The sequence below is a fragment of the Streptomyces canus genome (assembly GCF_030815415.1).
Classification (GTDB): Bacteria; Actinomycetota; Actinomycetes; order Streptomycetales; family Streptomycetaceae; genus Streptomyces; species Streptomyces canus_F.
Genome location: NZ_JAUSWW010000001.1, coordinates 8,199,155 through 8,213,949, shown reverse-complemented (window position 1 = coordinate 8,213,949; position 14,795 = coordinate 8,199,155). Strand labels below are relative to the sequence as shown.

General features: G+C 69.6%; 18 protein-coding genes and 6 tRNA genes. 9 read left to right on the top strand and 15 right to left on the bottom strand.

The features are described 5' to 3' along the window. Positions 1 to 15: 15 nt before the first annotated feature. The 5 genes from QF037_RS38030 to QF037_RS38010 all read right to left on the bottom strand — a co-directional run bounded on the left by QF037_RS38030 (position 16) and on the right by QF037_RS38010 (position 4,059). Positions 16 to 888: a carbohydrate ABC transporter permease gene (locus QF037_RS38030; protein ID WP_307033199.1), complete on the bottom strand. Its 873-nt coding sequence runs from the start codon at positions 886 to 888 to the stop codon at positions 16 to 18. Beyond that, on the bottom strand, positions 885 to 1,841 hold the full coding sequence (locus tag QF037_RS38025; RefSeq protein WP_307033197.1) for a carbohydrate ABC transporter permease: 957 nt from the start codon (positions 1,839 to 1,841) through the stop codon (positions 885 to 887). The genes QF037_RS38030 and QF037_RS38025 overlap by 4 nt, the downstream gene beginning before the upstream one ends. Before the next feature lie 14 nt (positions 1,842 to 1,855). Continuing rightward, the gene (locus QF037_RS38020; protein WP_307033195.1) at positions 1,856 to 3,142 is read right to left on the bottom strand and encodes an ABC transporter substrate-binding protein; all 1,287 of its coding nucleotides are present in this window, start codon (positions 3,140 to 3,142) and stop codon (positions 1,856 to 1,858) included. 329 nt (positions 3,143 to 3,471) lie between these two features. Next, positions 3,472 to 3,543 (bottom strand) — tRNA-Val (locus QF037_RS38015). Between the two features lie 63 nt (positions 3,544 to 3,606). Then, positions 3,607 to 4,059: a TIGR02611 family protein gene (locus QF037_RS38010; protein WP_307033193.1), complete on the bottom strand. Its 453-nt coding sequence runs from the start codon at positions 4,057 to 4,059 to the stop codon at positions 3,607 to 3,609. Between the two features lie 191 nt (positions 4,060 to 4,250). Between QF037_RS38010 and QF037_RS38005 the strand changes: the two genes are divergently transcribed. Further along, entirely contained in the window at positions 4,251 to 4,664 is a 414-nt protein-coding gene (locus tag QF037_RS38005) for an SsgA family sporulation/cell division regulator (protein WP_004002642.1), read from the top strand. 242 nt (positions 4,665 to 4,906) lie between these two features. Next, on the top strand, positions 4,907 to 5,467 hold the full coding sequence (locus QF037_RS38000) for a CGNR zinc finger domain-containing protein (RefSeq protein ID WP_307033191.1): 561 nt from the start codon (positions 4,907 to 4,909) through the stop codon (positions 5,465 to 5,467). A gap of 64 nt (positions 5,468 to 5,531) precedes the next feature. On the opposite strand, the gene QF037_RS37995 is transcribed toward QF037_RS38000, so the two are convergent. Together QF037_RS37995 and QF037_RS37990 are read right to left on the bottom strand one after the other, a co-directional pair. Further along, positions 5,532 to 5,684 carry a hypothetical protein gene (locus QF037_RS37995; protein ID WP_020138043.1) on the bottom strand — a complete coding sequence of 51 codons (153 nt, stop codon included), beginning with the start codon at positions 5,682 to 5,684 and terminating at the stop codon, positions 5,532 to 5,534. Between the two features lie 155 nt (positions 5,685 to 5,839). Next, complete coding sequence (locus QF037_RS37990; RefSeq protein ID WP_307033189.1) at positions 5,840 to 6,280, bottom strand: hypothetical protein; 441 nt, start codon at positions 6,278 to 6,280, stop codon at positions 5,840 to 5,842. Between the two features lie 199 nt (positions 6,281 to 6,479). On the opposite strand from QF037_RS37990, the gene QF037_RS37985 reads away from it, so the two are divergent. After that, a complete protein-coding gene (locus tag QF037_RS37985; RefSeq protein ID WP_307033186.1) occupies positions 6,480 to 7,004 on the top strand; it encodes a DsbA family protein in 525 nt (174 codons plus the stop codon). A gap of 12 nt (positions 7,005 to 7,016) precedes the next feature. Here the strand turns inward: QF037_RS37985 and QF037_RS37980 are convergent, their stop codons facing one another. From QF037_RS37980 to QF037_RS37970, 3 genes are read right to left on the bottom strand one after another with little or no spacing between them, the layout of a single operon-like run. After that, complete coding sequence (locus tag QF037_RS37980) at positions 7,017 to 7,844, bottom strand: GNAT family N-acetyltransferase (protein ID WP_307033184.1); 828 nt, start codon at positions 7,842 to 7,844, stop codon at positions 7,017 to 7,019. 53 nt (positions 7,845 to 7,897) lie between these two features. Continuing rightward, a complete protein-coding gene (locus QF037_RS37975) occupies positions 7,898 to 8,719 on the bottom strand; it encodes an aminotransferase class IV (protein WP_307033182.1) in 822 nt (273 codons plus the stop codon). Next, a complete protein-coding gene (locus tag QF037_RS37970; protein ID WP_307033180.1) occupies positions 8,716 to 9,759 on the bottom strand; it encodes a chorismate-binding protein in 1,044 nt (347 codons plus the stop codon). The genes QF037_RS37975 and QF037_RS37970 overlap by 4 nt, the downstream gene beginning before the upstream one ends. Positions 9,760 to 9,936: 177 nt before the next feature. On the opposite strand from QF037_RS37970, the gene QF037_RS37965 reads away from it, so the two are divergent. The 5 genes from QF037_RS37965 (at position 9,937) to QF037_RS37945 (ending at position 10,405) form a co-directional block, all read left to right on the top strand. Continuing rightward, a tRNA-Gly gene (locus QF037_RS37965) sits at positions 9,937 to 10,009 on the top strand. Between the two features lie 39 nt (positions 10,010 to 10,048). Beyond that, positions 10,049 to 10,122, top strand: a tRNA-Cys gene (locus QF037_RS37960). Between the two features lies 1 nt (position 10,123). Next, positions 10,124 to 10,195: transfer RNA gene (locus QF037_RS37955), tRNA-Val, on the top strand. 36 nt (positions 10,196 to 10,231) lie between these two features. After that, positions 10,232 to 10,303 (top strand) — tRNA-Val (locus QF037_RS37950). A gap of 30 nt (positions 10,304 to 10,333) precedes the next feature. After that, positions 10,334 to 10,405 (top strand) — tRNA-Val (locus tag QF037_RS37945). A 53-nt stretch (positions 10,406 to 10,458) separates the two neighbouring features. On the opposite strand, the gene QF037_RS37940 is transcribed toward QF037_RS37945, so the two are convergent. The 4 genes from QF037_RS37940 to QF037_RS37925 all read right to left on the bottom strand — a co-directional run bounded on the left by QF037_RS37940 (position 10,459) and on the right by QF037_RS37925 (position 12,864). Beyond that, a complete protein-coding gene (locus QF037_RS37940) occupies positions 10,459 to 10,758 on the bottom strand; it encodes a TFIIB-type zinc ribbon-containing protein (protein WP_307033178.1) in 300 nt (99 codons plus the stop codon). An 80-nt stretch (positions 10,759 to 10,838) separates the two neighbouring features. Then, complete coding sequence (locus QF037_RS37935) at positions 10,839 to 11,783, bottom strand: phosphotransferase (protein WP_307033176.1); 945 nt, start codon at positions 11,781 to 11,783, stop codon at positions 10,839 to 10,841. Between the two features lie 409 nt (positions 11,784 to 12,192). After that, on the bottom strand, positions 12,193 to 12,390 hold the full coding sequence (locus QF037_RS37930) for a hypothetical protein (protein WP_046261531.1): 198 nt from the start codon (positions 12,388 to 12,390) through the stop codon (positions 12,193 to 12,195). A 234-nt stretch (positions 12,391 to 12,624) separates the two neighbouring features. Then, positions 12,625 to 12,864 carry a hypothetical protein gene (locus tag QF037_RS37925; RefSeq protein WP_266894923.1) on the bottom strand — a complete coding sequence of 80 codons (240 nt, stop codon included), beginning with the start codon at positions 12,862 to 12,864 and terminating at the stop codon, positions 12,625 to 12,627. Between the two features lie 196 nt (positions 12,865 to 13,060). Between QF037_RS37925 and QF037_RS37920 the strand changes: the two genes are divergently transcribed. Further along, a complete protein-coding gene (locus QF037_RS37920) occupies positions 13,061 to 14,392 on the top strand; it encodes a serine/threonine-protein kinase (protein ID WP_307037568.1) in 1,332 nt (443 codons plus the stop codon). 4 nt (positions 14,393 to 14,396) lie between these two features. Here the strand turns inward: QF037_RS37920 and QF037_RS37915 are convergent, their stop codons facing one another. Beyond that, the gene (locus tag QF037_RS37915; protein ID WP_307033174.1) at positions 14,397 to 14,789 is read right to left on the bottom strand and encodes an NUDIX domain-containing protein; all 393 of its coding nucleotides are present in this window, start codon (positions 14,787 to 14,789) and stop codon (positions 14,397 to 14,399) included. Positions 14,790 to 14,795: the final 6 nt, after the last annotated feature.

Sequence of the window (14,795 nt, the reverse complement as noted above, 5' to 3'; positions counted from 1 at the left end):
CTCAGCCCTTTCCGCTCACTTCAGTCCGGACGTCGCCATACCGTCGATGAGATACCTCTGGAAGGCCATGAAGAAGGCGATGACCGGAACCAGCGCCACCAGCGACATCGCGATCATGCTGCCGTAGTTGGAGATGCCCTCCTGATCGCGGAACATCATCAGGCCGAGCGAGACGGTGTACTTGTCGGGGGTGTTGAGGTAGATCAACGGCCCCATGAAGTCGTTCCAGGCATTGATGAAGGTGAAGATCGCGCTGGTGATGAGGGCGGGGCGGCACAGCGGCAGCACGATGGACCAGTAGGTCCGCAGATGCCCGCAGCCGTCGAGCTTGGCGGCCTCGTCCAGTTCCTTGGGGAGGCCGCGCATGAACTGCACCATCAGGAAGACGAAGAACGCCTCCGTGGCCAGGAACTTGCCCGCGACGAGCGGCACCAGGGTGTCGGTGAGCTCGAGCTTGCGGAACATCACGTACTGCGGGATGAGCAGGACGTGATACGGCAGCAGCAGCGTGCCGATCATCAGCGTGAACAGCAGGTTCCGCCCGGCGAACCGGATCTTGGCGAAGGCGTACGCGGTCAGCGAGCTGGACAGCACGACCCCGGCCACGGCAAGCCCCGCGTACATCAGCGAGTTCGTGAAGAACGTGCTGATGGAGATGCCGGAGATACCGTCGGCGAGCCCGGAGAAGTTCTCCCAGACCGGCTTGACGGGCAGCAGGTCGATGCTGGCGATGATGTCCTTGCTGGGCTTGAACGAGGCACCGAGCACCCAGATCACCGGGTACAGGACGACCGCGAGGACGGCGAGGGAGCCCACGTGCCAGGCGATCGAACCGGTGCGCTTGCGCTCGTCGGCGGTGCGCACGACAGGGGTGCTGACACTGGTCACTTGGCGGCCTCCTCGTAGTGCACCCACTTCTTCTGCGACCAGAACAGGACCGCCGTGACCAGCGCCACCGCGACCACCAGCGTCCAGGCCATCGCGGAGGCGAAGCCCATCTGGGCCTCCTTGAAGCCCTTCTGGTAGAGGTAACAGGTGTAGACGAGGGTGGCGTCGGCCGGCCCGCACTGGGTGTTGGAGACCACGTAGGCGGACCCGAACACCTGGAACGCGTGGATGGACTCCAGCAGCACGTTGAAGAACAGCACCGGGGAGATCATCGGCAGCGTGATGTTCCAGAACCGCCGCAGGGGTCCGGCCCCGTCCATCTCGGCGGCCTCGTACAGCTCCTGCGGAACCTGCTTGAGACCGGCCAGGAAGATGACCATTGGCGCGCCGAACTGCCAGATGCTCAGCGCCACCAGCGCGTAGAGGACGTAGTCCGGGTTGCCGATCCAGCCGCCCACGTCCATCCCGAAGACCTTCTGCGTACGGTCCACGATCGCGTGGTCCGAGAACAGCGCCCGCCACACGAAGCCGACGGAGACGCTGGCACCGATGAGCGAGGGCATGTAGAAGGCGGCCCTGTACAGCCCCTGCCCGCGCCGCTTCTGCGCGAGCAGCAGCGCGACACCGAGCGCGAGCAGCAGCTTCAGCGGGGTGGCCACGACGACGTACTTCAGCGTGACCTCGACCGACTTCTGCCAGCGCGGGTCCTGGAACATGGTCGTGAAGTTGTCGAAGCCCACCCACTCCGGTGGAGTGAAGAGGTTGTAGCGGGTGAACGCGTAGTACAGCGACGCGATCATCGGCCCCGCCGTGAGCACCAGGAATCCCGCGATCCACGGCGACATGAAGAGATAGCCGACGAGGTTCTCGCGGCGCCGCCCGCGCCGCCCGGCGGCAGGAGCGGCGGACCGCTTCTTCGCCGGGCGCGCGGGCGCTTCCTTGACGAGCGTCATGGTGGTACGTCCCCTCAGCCCGCGAACGCGGCCTTGGCCTCGCTGAACAGCGCCTTGGCGGCGTCGGCCGGCTTGGTCTTGCCCTGGGAGACCTCGCCGCCGATGCGCAGGAAGGCCGCCTCGATGACATCGGCGCCGGACGGGTGCGGGGTGATCTTCCCCAGCACACCGGCCTTGGCGACCTCTTCCTCGTACGCCTTCACGCCCTTGTTCTGGGCGTCAGTGGGCTGGAACGCGTCGTACTGCTCGGTCGTGGAGAGGATGCCGCGGTCGTACCCCATGATCTTGCCGACCTCGGGGTCGTGGACCATGAAGGAGATGAACTGGGCGGCTTCCTTGGGGTGCTTGGTGCCGGAGAAGGCACTGAGCATCAGCGAACCGAGGTACTGGCCGGTCTGCTTGCCGTCCGTGGTGGGGATCGGCGCGAGCCCGTAGTCCGACTCGCCTTCGCCCTCGTAACGGATGGAGAAGTTGTCCCAGGTGAACTCGGACGCGGCGAGCCCGGCCGACAGGCCCGACTTCGGGTAGACCTGCTCGATCTTCTTGGGGTCGGCGACGAGTCCGGACTTCACGCGCTTGTAGCCGTCCGTCCACCACTGCGTCAGATCGTCCTCGGTGAAGCCGAGATCGGAGTCGGTGAAGAACGCCTTGCCGTTCTGGCGCAGATACAGGTCGTAGAGGTACATGATGCCGAAGTAGCCCGTGTCACCGGCGATCTTCAGCTTGTCCTGGATCGTCTGGAGGGCGTCGAAGTACTCGTCCCAGGTCCAGCCCATCTTCGCCTCGACACCGGCCTTCTTGAAGGCCTTGAGGTCGATGACCAGCGCCATGGTGTTGGCGCCGACGGGGACACCGAGCTGCTTGCTGTCGACCTGACCGTTCGCCAGAACGCCGTTGCGGAAGTTCTCCAGGTTCAGATTCCCGGCGTCCGCCTGCGCCTTGAGGTCCAGAAGAATGCCGCGCTTGTCGTACTTGCGCAGGAAGCCGACAGCATTCTGGAATACGTCCGGCGGATTCCCGCCGGAGGCCTGCGTCTGGAACTTCTCCCAGAACGCGGCGTAGTCGGTGAATTCAGGCTTGATCTTGATCTTCGGGTACTTCTTCTCGAAGACCGCGATCGCCTTCTTCATCGCGATGGTGCGCGGCTCGCCACCCCACCATGCGTAACGGAGTGTCACCGTCCCGTCTCCGGAACCGCTGTCACCGCCACATGCGGTCGTTGCTCCCAGCCCGATGGTGGCGGCCGAGGCCCCGGCCACCTTCAGGATCGTACGCCTCTCAACATTCTTGCTGGTTCCCATGGTTGGGCCCCCTCCCCGCAGCGTCATTGCCGCCTGCATGAATCGTTTCAAGTAAGCGCTTGCTGGCACAAGCTACGAGGGGCCCAGGAATGCGTCAATGATTCGGACAGGATTTTCTTGCGGGGCCGCCGGGCGAGTTGACGACACATCGGAGCCGAGTGATCCCGCCAGGGCGGCGAAGTCGCAGGTGAGACGCGGACATTCGGTGGATCGAACGCGAACTGGCCTGTCGCGCCCGGACGTTGTCCGGCCGAAACTCGTCGGCGACGCGGAGGGCCCGGAACGACGTCGGCCCGTCTGCACTGAAGCAGACGGGCCGACGGTCCGGGTGGGCGATACTGGGTTCGAACCAGTGACCTCTTCGGTGTGAACGAAGCGCTCTCCCACTGAGCTAATCGCCCGGACGCAGGAAGAACATTACCCCATGTCAGGGGGTGCTTCCGCACCCCCCGCAGGGCCGCCGATCACTGGTTCTTGATGTTCCACGGCATCTCGAAGCCGAACTTGTAGAGGTAGACCGCGCCGATCGCGGCCACGATCACCAGGCCGATCGACGTCAGGATGATGTTGCGCCGGCGCACCTTGGGGTCGAGCGCCTTCTGGGCCGCCTCGGTCACCTTGCGCTTGGTCCAGCGCAGCACCAGCTGGGCCCAGACGAACTCGGTCGCCCAGATCGCCATGCCGCCGAAGATCACGACCCAGCCGGGCCCCGGCAGCGGAAGCATGATGATGCCCAGGACCACGACGGCCAGGCCGATGATGAAGATCCCGACCTGCCAGCTCAGGTGCAGCACGCGGCGCGCCTTGATGAATTCCGGCGCTTTCGAGCCGAGCCCGTGCCCGCTCTGCGCCCCGCTCGTCTTCGACTCGTCCGCTGCCACGGCCACCTCGGCCTGCTCGTCACTCCCCGTATTCATACGGCCAAACTTTACCCGAGGGAAACCGGTCACCGAAATGGGCGTACCTCGCGAACAGGGTCTCGGCCGGAAGAGTTACGTAAAGGCACGCAAAACACTCAGAGGGGTTTACAACGGCACCGTAGGTGGCATGTCGATTTCGCCGACGTGCGAATCCCCGAGCGCACACTGAGCGAAAGGCCCTGGCGCTTATGAACACCACGGTCAGCTGCGAGCTGCACCTGCGCCTCGTTGTGTCGAGCGAGTCCTCCCTGCCTGTCCCCGCAGGCCTGCGGTACGACACGGCCGATCCCTACGCCGTGCACGCCACCTTCCACACCGGAGCCGAGGAGACCGTCGAGTGGGTGTTCGCCCGCGACCTTCTCGCGGAGGGCCTCCACCGGCCCACCGGAACCGGCGACGTCCGTGTCTGGCCGTCGCGCAGTCACGGTCAGGGCGTCGTGTGCATCGCCCTGAGCTCCCCTGAAGGCGAAGCACTGCTCGAGGCCCCGGCCCGGGCCCTGGAGTCGTTCCTGAAGCGAACAGACGCCGCCGTGCCCCCTGGCACGGAACACCGGCACTTCGACCTCGATCAGGAGCTCTCTCACATCCTGGCGGAGAGCTAGGGCGAGAGGTCCCACCAAGCCGCCCGGCGCCGTCGACTCGGGGTGACGGCTCGGGCCAAGACAACCGCATATGGGTACGCACACCGGCGCCGTCACCGCGGATTCTCGCGGGGCGGCGCCGGTGCGTATGCGCGTTACCACCGGTTCGCGAGGTCCGGGGCCGGTACGGGCGCTCGTGGAGCCACTACCATCGGCCAGCATCGGCGGGCGCCCGCCCGACCCCCCAGGCCAGGGAGCGAAACGTGCTGATCACCCATGACACCCGGTGCGCCCTCGATGCCGTGGTGGATCTGGTGAACACCGCACCGGAGGACACCACGACCCCGGACGCGCTGCCGGACGTCGCGGCTCTCGAGGATTTCGTACAAAAGCACGAGATCAGCGATGTCGGGGTGCTCTCGGAGTTCGATCTCTCCGCGGTGCGCAAGATCCGCGGCCGGTTCGCCTCGATCTTCTCCGCCTCGGACCCTCGGGCCGCGGCCGGACTGATCAACGACCTGGTGGCCGCGGCGGGCACCACTCCCCGGCTCACCGACCACGACGGCTACGACTGGCATGTGCACTACTTCGCGCCCGGTGCGTCCATCGCCGACCACCTCGCGGCGGACTGCGGCATGGCGCTGGCCTTCTTCGTGGTCGCCGGGGAGCAGGAGCGACTGCGGCGCTGCGAGGCCCCCGACTGCCGGCACGCCTTCGTCGACCTCTCCCGCAACCGGTCACGGCGCTACTGCGACAGCCGTACGTGCGGGAACCGGCTGCATGTCGCCGCCTACCGGGCGCGCCGCAAGGAGGCGGCGGGCTGAGCTCCGGCCCCGGGTGGTGTCGACGCGGTACCCGGCGGGTGACGCCGGGCACCGCGGGTACGGCTCAGAGCAGCAGCAGATCGTGCAGCGCAGCCATGAGCAGTAGACACCCGATCACCGCAAGAAAGATCATCAGCGGTGGCTGGGAAAGGGCGAAAAGGCACCCGCGCGGCTCGTCCTGCGGCGGCGCGGCGTCGCTCTGTGTCGTGTCCAGCATCTCGCGGGCGATGATGACGCAGTCGGCACCGGTCGGGTGACCAACACGCCAGGACGGGACGGCAGTTCGCCGGATCCCGTGACGAACGGTTCAAGGCGTGGACGGTTCCGGGACAGATGCTGGTTGACTGTGTCGTTTCAGTCAGCCTGCACCCGTCATATGCCGTGCTTCTTCAGAATGGCCTCGATGTCGCTGAAGTCGTCCCCGGCACCGGCACGGGGTGCGGCGGCGGGCCGGGCCGTCGGTCGGGAGGCCTGGCCCAGCGAGGGTGCCGAGGCCGCCGGGGCGATCGCCTCGCTCTGCGCGGCCCGGGTCGCCTTGCGCTCCTTGCGGGTACCGCCGCGCCTGCGCTCCACCGCGCGCGTGCTCACGAAGAGCAGCCAGGAAACACCGAGCACACCGAAGCCGGCCCAGGCCGTCGGGCTGAACGCGGTGTCCGCCACCCAATCGACGACACCGGTCATCATCAGGCCGAGGGGCACGAGAGAGTACGCGACGAGACGAGCGGCGGCGAGGAAGCGCTTGCGGTACGCCGTCACCGCCGCGATGCCCAGGCCGGCCGCGGCGGCGGCGGAACAGACGGTCTCGGCAATCATCCGGTCCTCCAGGCAGGGCTCGGCAGGGCAGTTCGTCCCTTCCATCCTGCACCGCCCCCACCCCGCGGGGCCATGCTCCGAGCCGACATCAGGGACATCTCCGGGTCGGATCCTCCGTAGGTGCCGGTCGCGGTGCGGGCCCCCTGCGGCGTTCCGGGGCCGATTGGGTCGTCCAGGGTGCTGCTGGGAGACTGGGGACATGAGCGACTCCTCCCCCGTGCGTCCCGTCGTCCCCGTGCTCGACGTCTGGTGCGATCTTCAGTGCCCGGACTGCCGGAGCGCCCTGGAGGACGTCCGGGCCCTGCGTGCGCGCTACGGCGACCGGCTGGAGCTGCGGCTGCGGCACTTCCCGCTGGAGAAGCACAAGCACGCCTTCGCCGCCGCGCAGGCCGCCGAGGAGGCCGCGGAGCAGGGGAAGGGCTGGGACTACGTCGAGGCCGTGCTGGGCCGGGTCGAGGAGCTGGACCGCAGGGGAGAACCCTTCCTGGTCGAGGTGGCCGGCGAACTGGGGCTGGACGCCGAGGAGTTCGACACCGCGCTGATCGACGGCCGGCACATCCTGATCGTGGACGCCGACCAGGCCGAGGGCAAGGCGATCGGCGTGACCGGCACTCCGACGTACGTCATCGACGGCGAGCGCCTCGACGGCGGCAAGAGCCAGGAGGGGCTGCGCGAGCGCATCGAGGAGATCACGGACCGGCTGCTGGCCGCGCCGGGTGCCTGACCCGTCGTACGGCTACAGCAGCGACTTGTAGAAGGCATACTGCGTCGTCTCGTAGCCGAGTGACTCGTACAGCCGCTCGGCCGGGGTGTTGCCCGCGAAGACGTTCAGACCCAGGGTCCGCTTGCCGAGGGCGTGTGCCTGGGTCTCCGCCAGCAACATCAGGGTGCGGCCGTGTCCGCGGCCGCGGTGGGCCTCGTCCACCTCGACGTCGAAGATGAAGGGCTTGCCGTCGCGCAGGGCGAGCCAGAGGACGCCCACGCGGGTGCCCTCGTGCTCCAGGATGCTGAACTGCATGTTCTCGGTGGCGAAGCCCTGCGGCAGGAGCGTGTCGTGGTCGCGCCGCGACTTGGCGTGCGCCTCGGGTTCCGGTACGCCGCGTTCGATCCAGGTGCGCGCGTAGTCCTCCGACTCGTGCACCAGCCAGGCGTCGAAGTCGGCCTCCGTCATGGGGCGGGCCACGCTGCCGACGGGCAGCTCGGGCGGGGTGTCGCCGAGTTCCTTCACCATGCCGCGATTGCGCAGGACGTAGCCCAGCGCCCTGACCAGCCGCAGGGCCGCCTCAGCGGACGCCGGTACGCCAACCGCCTCGATCTCGCGGCAGCCCCAGCCACGTGCCACCTCCTCGGCGGCGAGCGCGGCCACCGTGCCCCGGCCGCGCCGCCGGTCGGGCTCCTCGATCCGCAGATCGTGGATGCGGGCCACCGAGTCGCCGAACGAGGGGGACGTGCCGAGGTGTATCGCGCCGACAGGGCGGCTGTTCACGCATACCTGGTAGCGGCGTGAACGCGTGCCGTCGACGTTGTGCTGGAGCGGCTCGGTCGGCCGCAGGGTCGTGGTCATCACGGGTGTTCTACCCGCCGCGCCCCGCCGCGTCAGCCCAATTTCGACGGCTTTTACGGATCGAGGTCGTTCCCGGCCCGCTCGTCGAAGATCCGCATGGCCTTGGCGGTGACCGGCCCCGGGGCGCCCGGCAGTTCCCGGTCGTCGACGCGGTGGACGGCCTGTACGTCCCGCAGGGTGGAGGTGAGGAAGACCTCGTCGGCCCGCTCCAGGACGTCCAGGGGCAGGTCGGTCTCCTTGGCGCCGGTCCATTCGACCGTCAGCGCGCGTGTGATGCCCGCGAGGCAGCCGGAGGCGACCGGCGGGGTGTGGAGCTCACCGTCGAGGACGACGAAGACGTTCGACCCGGTGCCCTCGCAGAGCTGCCCGACCGTGTTGGCGAACAGCGCCTCGGAGGCGCCGTGCTCGCGGGCCCGGGCGAGTGCCACGACGTTCTCGGCGTACGAGGTGGTCTTGAGTCCGGCGAGGGCGCCGCGTTCGTTGCGGGTCCAGGGGACCGTGATCACGGAGGTGGAGTCGGGGCGGCGGGTGGTCTCGCCGAGGGCGACGACCAGGGTGGGGCCGTGCTCGCCGCGGTCGGAGCCGAGGGGGCCGTGGCCACCGGTGTAGGTGATGCGGAGCCGGCCGAGCGGCATCGGGTTGGCCTCGATGACGGCCGCGCAGCCGCGGCGCACCTCGTCGAGGTCGGGGTCGGGCAGGCCGAGGCCGCGCGCGGAGCGGGTCAGCCGGTCGAGGTGCCGGGTGAGCGCGAACGGCTCGCCGTCCACCGCCTTCACCGTCTCGAAGATGCCGTCGCCCACGGTCAGCCCGTGGTCGAAGACGGAGACACGGGCGGACTCGATGTCCTGCAGCCCGCCGTCGAGCCAGATCTTCACCTGATGGTCCCTTCAGTCACCTCGTACGTACCCGACGCTACCCCGAGCAGCCGGGCCGCCTTCAGCTCGGTCTCCCGCCACTCCCCCTCGGGGTCCGAACCCCAGGTGATGCCGGCGCCGGTGCCGAACCGCAGCACGCCTTCCGCGCGGTCGATCCAGAAGGTGCGGATGCCGACGGCCAGCTCGCCGGTGCCCCGGTCGGCGTCGACCCAGCCGATGCCTCCGCAGTACGGGCCGCGCGGGGCCGTCTCCAGGGCGTCGATGATCCGCAGGGCGCTGGACTTGGGGGCGCCGGTGACGGAGCCGGGCGGGAAGGCGGCGTCGAGCAGTTCGGGCCAGCCGGCGCCCTCGCGCAGTTCGCCGCGGACCGTCGAGACGAGGTGGACGAGGCCCGGGTGCTTCTCGACCGCACACAGGTCGGGGACGCTGACACTGCCCGTGGCGCAGACCCGCCCGATGTCGTTGCGGACCAGGTCCACGATCATCACGTTCTCGGCGTAGTCCTTCTCCAGGAGGTCCGCCTCGGTGCGCCCGGTGCCCTTGATCGGGCCGGATTCGACGATCCGGCCGTCACGGCGCAGGAACAGCTCGGGGGAGGCGGTGGCTATCTCCACGCCGTGCTCCGGCAGCCGGATCGTTCCTGCGTACGGTGCCGGGTTGCCGCGGGCCAGCAGGGCGGTCAGTGCGTCCACGTCGGCGTCGGGCGCGACGGACGCGGTCAGCACCCGGCAGAGATTGGCCTGGTAGACCTCGCCGGCCGCGATGTGCTCGCGGATCCGGCGGACGCCCGCCGTGTATCCGGCGCGGTCCAGGGAGGACGTCCAGTCGTCGGCCGCCGGTCCGTGCCATGCCCCCGGCACCGGGGCGGGCACCTGCTCCTGTCGTACGTCCTGGAAGCGGGCGCAGGTCAGACGGCCCTCGAAGTCGGCGCAGACGGCCCAGAAGCCACGGGAGTCCAGGGCCGCGGGATCACTGGTGACATCGAGGAGTCCGGTGGCTGTGCGGCCGCCGAAGCGGGCGAGAGGGGCGAGGTCGAGCACGCGTCGAGTCTATGGCGGGTGTCCTGCGGGTGACCTGGTCATGTCCCTCCGGAGCCTGTGACCAGGTGCGCGAGCGGGTGCAGCGCAGCACGCTGCACAAACGCGTTTTTGTGCTGGCCCCGGAATCCGCTAGAGTTCAACACGTCGCCGGGACGCGTGAGCGGATCGGAAAGACAGGCGAACGTAGCTCAGTTGGTAGAGCGCAACCTTGCCAAGGTTGAGGTCGCGAGTTCGAACCTCGTCGTTCGCTCGAAAGAGCAAGGGGATCTTCCCGACCCCCTACACTCCTGGTGGAGTGGCCGAGAGGCGAGGCAACGGCCTGCAAAGCCGTCTACACGGGTTCAAATCCCGTCTCCACCTCCAAGGACGATTAGCTCAGCGGGAGAGCGCTTCCCTGACACGGAAGAGGTCACTGGTTCAATCCCAGTATCGTCCACTGGATCTTCCAGCTCCTACGGCAAGGTCCGAACCCGCGCGATTAGCTCAGCGGGAGAGCGCTTCCCTGACACGGAAGAGGTCACTGGTTCAATCCCAGTATCGCGCACGCAGCCCCTCTTATCGGGGTGGCTGACCTGGACGATTAGCTCAGCGGGAGAGCGCTTCCCTGACACGGAAGAGGTCACTGGTTCAATCCCAGTATCGTCCACGCACCGAAGCCCCCGGCCCTGCGGCCGGGGGCTTCTTCGTGTCTGCCGGCTGTCAGCTGGAGAACAGCATGTGACCGAAGCTCTTGTGACGCTTGTGGCCGTAGTGGGCACCGTGACCGCCGTGCTGCGGGGCGCCCCAGGCGGGGGCCATGGGGGCCGCGGGCGCCGCCGGGTAGGCCTGCGGGGCAGCCGGGGGCGGCGGGGCGGGCTGGGTCCACTGGGTCTCCAGACGGGTCAGCGCCTCCAGCTCGCCGTAGTCGAGAAAGATCCCGCGGCAGCCGCTGCACTGCTCGATCTGAACACCGTTGCGGTTGTACGTGTGCATGGGCGCGTGACACTTCGGACACTGCATCGTCGGCTCAACTCCTCGCCGGTTGGTCCTGCTTCGCGTTACGCCAGGACAGACACTGTCCGGCTCCGGTCGGTTGCACCCTACTTCGCGTCGGTGCGGGTCAACTCGGGTGGGGCGGAACCCATTCGTGCACAGGCGTCGACGACGAGCTGTTCGACCTCGTCCAGGGAGCGGTTCGCCGCGGCGGCCTTGGCCAGGGCGCGGGCCGCGGTCTGCACGGTGAGGGCGCGGGCCGGGACGTCCAGGGCGGGCCAGGGGTCGCCGTCCGCGGGGACGGCCGGGCCGCCCGCCGCGCGGTAGGCGTCGAGGAAGCGGGTCCACTCCTCGGGGTGGAGGAGGCCGCAGGCGTACCAGGCGGCCGGGCGGGCGAGGTCCCAGGCGGGGACGCCCCGTCCGAGGTCGTCGACGTCGATGAGGCGCCACGGGCCGTCGGGGGCGGGGTGGCGGACGAGCTGGCCGAGGTGGAGGTCGCCGTGGCACAGGGTGCCGGTGTCCGGCATCGGGGTCTCGGCGCGGGCCCAGGCGGGGAGGGCCGCCCAGGCGGCGAGGACGGGGCGTACGAGGGGTTCGGGGGCGGCGGGTGCGGCGCGGAGGCGGGCGATGGACTGGGCCGCTTTGGCGGGGCCGCGCATGAGGGGGGTGCCGGGTGGGGCGGGGGTGCGGTGGAGGTGGGCGAGGAGGGTTGCCGCCTCCTCCCAGGGGGCCTTGTCCGGGGTGTCCGGGTCTACGGGGGTGCCGTAGGGCCAGAACGTGACCAGGCGGCCGTGCAGGGGGACCGGTGTCGGGGTGAGTGGCGGGAGGAGGACGTCGGGGAGGGCGGCCGCCATGGTGAGGCGGGAGGTCAACTCTGTGGGAGGTGTGTCCGGGGCGTGGGCCTTGGCGACGGTGTCGGCGTGGCGGACGACTGTGGCGTCAGGGCGGTCAGCCAGTACGCGGGTTGCTCCGCAGGGGCAGGGGGTGGGGTGGGAGTGGGCCCTGGCCTTGACTCGGGCGGTGAGCTCGGAGAGCAAGGGGGTGGTGGTCACGGGGCTCCCTGAGGGGTGGTGCGTTGTCTGGTCGTGAGGGTACGGGGAGGGGTGGCCGTCGTCAGGTGCTCGGTGTTGTGGCCGGGCTCGGGCTGTTCTCGCCCCCGCCGCCCCTACCCGTCCCATCCTCCAGGGGCACGGCCCCTTCGACCCCGGCCCCTGGGGGCTCCGCCCCCAGACCCCCGTCGGCCCCCAAGGGCCTCGTCCTCAAACGCCGGACGGGCTGAGAATCGGGATGGCAAACCCTCGTCCTCGGGCGCCGAAAGGGCCCAAAGGTGCGGGCACAGCAATGCCGGCGCAGCTCCCCAGCTGCGCCGGCATTTGTGCCGTCCGCCGCACCCCCGTCCCCACGGGGTTTCATGGGTGGATGTCCCCGCCCGGACCGCTCTTCCGGGCCTGGGGTCGCCGCTCAGCGCCCCAGCATCACGCCCACGGACGACGCTTGTGTGGCCACTGTCTCCCAGCCGTCGAAAACGAGGAGGAGCAGGGCCGCCAGGGGAAGGGCCATGAGCGTCGCCACCAAGGGGTGGCGACGGCCCTGTCGGCGGGGGTGGAGCGCGGTGCGCTCCTTGGTGCGGATCATCGTCCGCGGTGCCGTGTGGGCCATGGTCCCTCTCCTGACCTGTCTGCGTTGTCTTTGGCAGCGGCGGGTGTCTGACCTCGGGGGACGAGTGCTGCACCCGCCGCTTGACCTCAAATCTAGGCGGACGGCGCCCGCCGCACGTCATGCCCTCGTACCGATTGGCGGGCCTCCCGGAGGATGAGCCGTGACCTGGGGAGTACTCCCCTGGGTGGAGACGAGGGCCTAGGTCTCCGGGTCTTCCCGGAGGGGGTGACCGGTCTATCCCGCTTTCTCCGAGCCGTCCTCCCGCGGCACCGGCTGCTCGACCAGCGCCAGGACCCGGGTCGCCATGAAGCGGGCCGTGCGGACGACTGAGCCGTTGCGGGTGACTTCGCTCACTTCCACCACGCCTCGGCGTACCGCTGTCTCCACTCGGCGGCCCGCCCTGCTCGCCACCACCTCGTATGTGCGTGTCGTGTCCCCTGCGTCCACGACTATCTCCACGCGATCACCCTTCACGGGTTCAATCCCCCTTCGACGAGAGGTGGTTGGGATCACCGGCAGAGCGAACCCACCCCGCTCCGCCGCTCCCTGACCACCCCTCAATTCTCCCACCCAGCACTGACAATCCATCGGGACGAGAGGGCGCGGCCTCTGCGCGCGGGCGGCCGTGGAAACGTAAGCTGTGGCTCGTCACACGGACCGGGCAGCGGGGATGAACATGGCGATGATGCGCCTGAGGCGCGAGGACCCGCGCGTCGTCGGCTCGTTCAGGCTTCACAGACGGCTCGGCGCGGGCGGGATGGGCGTCGTCTATCTGGGCTCCGACAAGAAGGGGCAGCGGGTCGCGCTGAAGGTGATCCGGCCCGATCTGGCGGAGGACCAGGAGTTCCGTTCGCGGTTCGCGCGTGAGGTCTCGGCGGCCCGGCGGATTCGCGGTGGGTGCACGGCACGGCTCGTGGCCGCCGATCTCGACGCGGAACGGCCGTGGTTCGCCACGCAGTACGTGCCCGGCCCCTCCCTGCACGACAAGGTCGCCGACGAGGGCTCGCTGGGCGCGGCCGAGGTCGCCGCCATCGGGGCCGCCCTGTCGGAGGGGCTCGTCGCGGTGCATGAGGCCGGGGTCGTGCACCGGGATCTCAAGCCGTCCAACATCCTGCTGTCCCCCAAGGGGCCGCGGATCATCGACTTCGGCATCGCCTGGGCGACGGGGGCCTCCACGCTCACTCATGTGGGTACGGCCGTCGGGTCGCCCGGCTTCCTCGCGCCCGAGCAGGTGCGCGGGGCCGCCGTCACCCCGGCCACGGACGTGTTCTCGCTGGGGGCGACCCTGGCGTACGCCGCCATGGGTGACTCGCCCTTCGGGCACGGCAGTTCCGAGGTGATGCTGTACCGCGTGGTGCACGAGGAGGCGCACCTGGGCGGGGTGCCCGACGCGCTGGCTCCGCTCGTGCGGGCCTGTCTCGCCAAGGATCCCGAGGAACGGCCGAGCACGCTCCAACTGTCGCTGCGGCTCAAGGAGATCGCGTCGCGGGAGGCTCAGGGGCTCGCTGACGTCCGGCCGCCCGCGCCGCGGGCCGGCGAGAGCGACCGGCCCACGGGACGGCTCGCCGAGCCGAGCCATCCGGAGCAGCAACGCGCCCAGCGCCGTCCGCAGGGGCAGACGCCGGGACCCACGCAGCGCACTCCCCCGCCCCGCGGCACGTCCTCGCGCGGGCCCGCACCATCGCGCAACGGATCTGCGTCCCGCAGCGGTGGGCGGCCCACGCCCGCCTCGCGGAACACGACGCGCTCCGGCAACCGTCCGGCGCCCCGCAGCGGCGCCGGTCGTCCGGGTCCCAGGACCACGGGGACGGGGCGCCGGCCCGCCAATCCCCGGCTGCTGCGCCAGCGGCTGTTCGTGTTCGTCGTGGTGACGGTGCTGGCGGCGCTCGGTATCGCAGCGGCCCAGGGATGCCAGGGTCCGGCACGGGGGCTCGACGGCGACCGTGGTGTCGTACGCCATGAGCAGGCGCACGTGACGCCGCCGGACCGATCGACGGACTAGCGGGTCACAGGCTCGGCAGGATCCGGTCGAAGAACTCCAGGTCCCCTTCGAAGATCGGGTCCAGGGCCGGGAACTCCTCCGGGGTGATCCAGCGGGCCTCGGCCACCTCCACGGGGTCGGGGACCACCAAGCCTTCGTCGGCGCGGGCGGTCCACCAGTGGAGGCGGTAGCGGCCGTCGTCGGTCTCGGACTCCCAGACCTTCGCGAGCGGTACGACGGTGAGGCCGACCTCCTCGCGTACCTCGCGGAGCAGCGCCTGCCGTTGGGTCTCGCCCGGTTCGATGCGGCCGCTGAGAGGTTGCCAGTAGCCGGGGCGGGAGACGGTGGGGCCGCGGCGGATGACCAACAGTCGATCGGCTCGGAGCAGGACCGCGACGATCGCCTCGCCCTGGGGCATCGGGCT